Origin of the sequence: Nitratireductor alexandrii (genome assembly GCF_004000215.1) — a bacterium.
GTDB classification, from domain to species: Bacteria; Pseudomonadota; Alphaproteobacteria; order Rhizobiales; family Rhizobiaceae; genus Mangrovimarina; species Mangrovimarina alexandrii.
Genome location: NZ_RBVY01000014.1, coordinates 42501 through 46465 on the forward strand (window position 1 = coordinate 42501; position 3965 = coordinate 46465).

Annotated in this window: 1 protein-coding gene, 1 tRNA gene and 2 rRNA genes (1 of these 4 only partly in view); 3 read left to right on the forward strand and 1 reads right to left on the reverse strand. The window is 57.3% G+C overall.

Features of this window, described 5'->3' with window-relative positions; translation table 11 throughout:
* The 3 genes from EP380_RS22280 to EP380_RS22290 form a co-directional block, all read left to right on the forward strand.
* A 23S ribosomal RNA gene (locus tag EP380_RS22280) occupies positions 1–2171 on the forward strand (it extends 624 nt beyond the left edge of the window).
* A 73-nt stretch (positions 2172–2244) separates the two neighbouring features.
* Positions 2245–2359, forward strand: a 5S ribosomal RNA gene (gene rrf, locus EP380_RS22285).
* Positions 2360–2473: 114 nt separating this feature from the next.
* Positions 2474–2550 (forward strand) — tRNA-Met (locus EP380_RS22290).
* A gap of 44 nt (positions 2551–2594) precedes the next feature.
* Here EP380_RS22290 and EP380_RS22295 read toward each other — a convergent pair.
* Positions 2595–3782, reverse strand: coding sequence for an IS481 family transposase (locus tag EP380_RS22295; RefSeq protein WP_127600982.1), 1188 nt, complete (start codon positions 3780–3782; stop codon positions 2595–2597).
* Positions 3783–3965: the final 183 nt, after the last annotated feature.

The following is a 3965-nucleotide window of genomic DNA, read 5'->3' on the forward strand; positions in this document are numbered from 1 at the left end:
CTTAATGTGGCGAGCAAGCTTAAGCCGGTAGGTGTAGGCGCAGCGAAAGCGAGTCTGAACAGGGCGTTCAGTTCGTCGCATTAGACCCGAAACCGAGTGATCTAGCCATGAGCAGGTTGAAGGTAAGGTAACACTTACTGGAGGACCGAACCCGTATCTGTTGCAATAGATTGGGATGACTTGTGGCTAGGGGTGAAAGGCCAATCAAACTCGGAAATAGCTGGTTCTCCGCGAAATCTATTTAGGTAGAGCGTCAGCTGAATACCCCGGGGGGTAGAGCACTGGATGGGCTAGGGGGTCTCACCGACTTACCAAACCTAACCAAACTCCGAATACCCGGGAGTACTAGTTGGCAGACACACGGCGGGTGCTAACGTCCGTCGTGGAGAGGGAAACAACCCTGACCAACAGCTAAGGTCCCCAAGTTATGGCTAAGTGGGAAAGGATGTGAGGATCCCAAAACAACCAGGATGTTGGCTTAGAAGCAGCCATCATTTAAAGAAAGCGTAACAGCTCACTGGTCTAAATAAGGGTCTTTGCGCCGAAAATGTAACGGGGCTAAAGCCATACACCGAAGCTTTGGGCTTGCTTTGCAAGCGGTAGCGGAGCGTTCCGTAAGCTGATGAAGGCATATCCGTGAGGAGTGCTGGAGGTATCGGAAGTGCGAATGCTGACATGAGTAACGATAAAGGGGGTGAGAGACCCCCTCGCCGAAAGTCCAAGGGTTCCTGCTTAAAGTTAATCTGAGCAGGGTTAGCCGGCCCCTAAGGCGAGGCCGAAAGGCGTAGTCGATGGGAATCACGTTAATATTCGTGAGCCTGGAGGTAGTGACGGATCGTGTGTGTTGTTCTTCCTTATTGGATTGGAAGGGCAGCGAAGCGGTCCCGGGAAATAGCTCCTCCTTATAGACCGTACCCGAAACCGACACAGGTGGACTGGTAGAGAATACCAAGGCGCTTGAGAGAACTCTGCTGAAGGAACTCGGCAAAATACACGCGTAACTTCGGGATAAGCGTGACCCCTTTGAGGGCAACCTCATGGGGGTGGCACAGACCAGGGGGTAGCGACTGTTTATCAAAAACACAGGGCTCTGCGAAGTCGCAAGACGACGTATAGGGTCTGACGCCTGCCCGGTGCCGGAAGGTTAAGAGGAGAGGTGCAAGCTTTGAATCGAAGCCCCGGTAAACGGCGGCCGTAACTATAACGGTCCTAAGGTAGCGAAATTCCTTGTCGGGTAAGTTCCGACCTGCACGAATGGCGTAACGACTTCCCCGCTGTCTCCAGCAGAGACTCAGTGAAATTGAATTCCCCGTGAAGATGCGGGGTTCCTGCGGTTAGACGGAAAGACCCCGTGCACCTTTACTATAACTTTACACTGGCATTCGTGTCGGCATGTGTAGGATAGGTGGTAGACTTTGAAGCGCGGGCGCCAGCCTGCGTGGAGTCACCCTTGAAATACCACCCTTATCGTCATGGATGTCTAACCGCGACCCGTTATCCGGGTCCGGGACAGTGTATGGTGGGTAGTTTGACTGGGGCGGTCGCCTCCTAAAGAGTAACGGAGGCGCGCGATGGTGGGCTCAGAACGGTCGGAAATCGTTCGCTGAGTGCAATGGCATAAGCCTGCCTGACTGCGAGACTGACAAGTCGAGCAGAGACGAAAGTCGGTCATAGTGATCCGGTGGTCCCGTGTGGAAGGGCCATCGCTCAACGGATAAAAGGTACGCCGGGGATAACAGGCTGATGACCCCCAAGAGTCCATATCGACGGGGTTGTTTGGCACCTCGATGTCGACTCATCGCATCCTGGGGCTGGAGCAGGTCCCAAGGGTATGGCTGTTCGCCATTTAAAGCGGTACGTGAGTTGGGTTCAGAACGTCGTGAGACAGTTCGGTCCCTATCTGCCGTGGGTGTAGGAATATTGAGAGGATCTGTCCCTAGTACGAGAGGACCGGGATGGACGTATCTCTGGTGGACCTGTTGTGGCGCCAGCCGCATAGCAGGGTAGCTATATACGGAACGGATAACCGCTGAAGGCATCTAAGCGGGAAACCGACCTCAAAACGAGTATTCCCTGAGAGTCGTGGAAGACGACCACGTTGATAGGCCGGGTGTGGAAGCGCAGCAATGTGTGAAGCTTACCGGTACTAATAGCTCGATTGGCTTGATCGTTCTCATTGCTTGTGCCCATCGCTGAACGCGATGGCGCGGAAAAGACAGCTTCTCGATATGTGCGTTTCGCCGACCTGGTGGTTATGGCGGAGCGGCTGCACCCGATCCCATTCCGAACTCGGCCGTGAAACGCTCCAGCGCTGATGGTACTTCGTCTCAAGACGCGGGAGAGTAAGTCGCTGCCAGGTCTGCAAAACGCACATAAATCTTCTCTTTTCGATCGCTGCAGCGAACGATCCGCCCTCGGGCGGTTTTCTCGATTCATGCTTACGGGTCGCAGGCTTGGTCTGCGGTTCGGTTGACGCGGGGTGGAGCAGCCCGGTAGCTCGTCAGGCTCATAACCTGAAGGTCGCAGGTTCAAATCCTGCCCCCGCAACCACCGATACCGATGTACGACCCGGAGAGATAGGTAACAGTCTGTCCCTAAGACATGGGTGACAACCTCGTGCCGAACGGGTTGTCGATGGTCTGCAAGGTCCTCTGTTCCAGGTCGATATATCCCACATCATAGTGCATGAAGCTGACGAGCCAAATGCCGTCGTCGACTTCTTTGATGCCGAGCCTCTGGCCGGCGAGCACGGTCGAGACGTTGATCTTCTTTCTTGCCATGCAGATGCGGCCGCAGGCGGTGACGAGGATGTCCCTATCGTGGAAGGGGTAGTCCACGTCCGGCAGGCCACAATAGGCTCTTGAAGCGGGCGTGTAGCGTTCGGCCGGCGTCTTCATGGCGAGCGCCTCGTGGGGGCGCTCTTCGTTGAACTCGCTGACGAATCGATCGAAGCGGTCCTGCTGCTGGAGCACGTTCATGCCCGGCGGGCGCGCCGTCTCGGCCTTGAGGGTCCGGTGCATGCGCTCGTGACGGCCATTCTGTTGCGGGTGGCCGGGCCTGATGCGCTCGATCGCGATGCCGAGCCTCAGCCACCACACCGACAGCTTCGACAGATTGTAGAGCCCGTTGGGCGACGCAAACGGCAGGCCGTTGTCGCTGCGGATGGCGGCGGGCAGGCCGCGCTCCTGGAACAGGCGCAAGAAGGCCTCGATGACCGGAGCCTCCCTCGTGCTCTCAAGGGCTTCGCAGCACAGGATCATGCGCGAGGCCTGGTCGCTCACCGTCAAAGGGTAACAGGTGCGGCCGTCGCCGGTCTTGAACTCGCCCTTGAAGTCGGCGCACCATAGATCGTTGGGTGCCGCCGCCTGCGACAGCACCGTGCCCTCGGCCTTGAAGCGCCGCCGCTGACGGGCGCGCTTGACCAGGCCATGGCGGTCGAGCACGGCGTGCACCGTCGACTTGGCGGGAATGCGAACCTCGCCCGCCAGCCTGCGCACCAGCAACTCCCTGATCTTCCTGGCGCCCCAATGCGGCTTGCCGCGCTTGGTCTCCACGATCAGCCGCTCGATCTGGTCGGGCAACTGGTTGGCGTAGCGCACCGGACGCCGCGAGCGGTCGCAAAGCGCCTCCAGCCCTTCCTGACGGTAGCGGTCCCAGATCTTGTAGCCGGTCTTGCGCGAGATCCCGAACTGGCGGCATACATCGCTCATCCCTTCCCCATCGAGAAGGCGAGCCACAAAGCGTAGACGTTCTTCCATAACCGAACTCTCTCTCCACGGCATCAACACCTCCGGCAAAGCCAAAAGTGTTACCCATGTGTCCGGTACAAAACGTCACCTATCTCTCGGGTCGCTCATCGAATGACAACAAATATATAGTTCAAAAAGCCCGCCCTTCTGAAGGCGGGCTTCTTGCGTTTAGGTATGACCTGAGCCCTGACGTCCCTCCAGTTGTTTGGAGAGTCC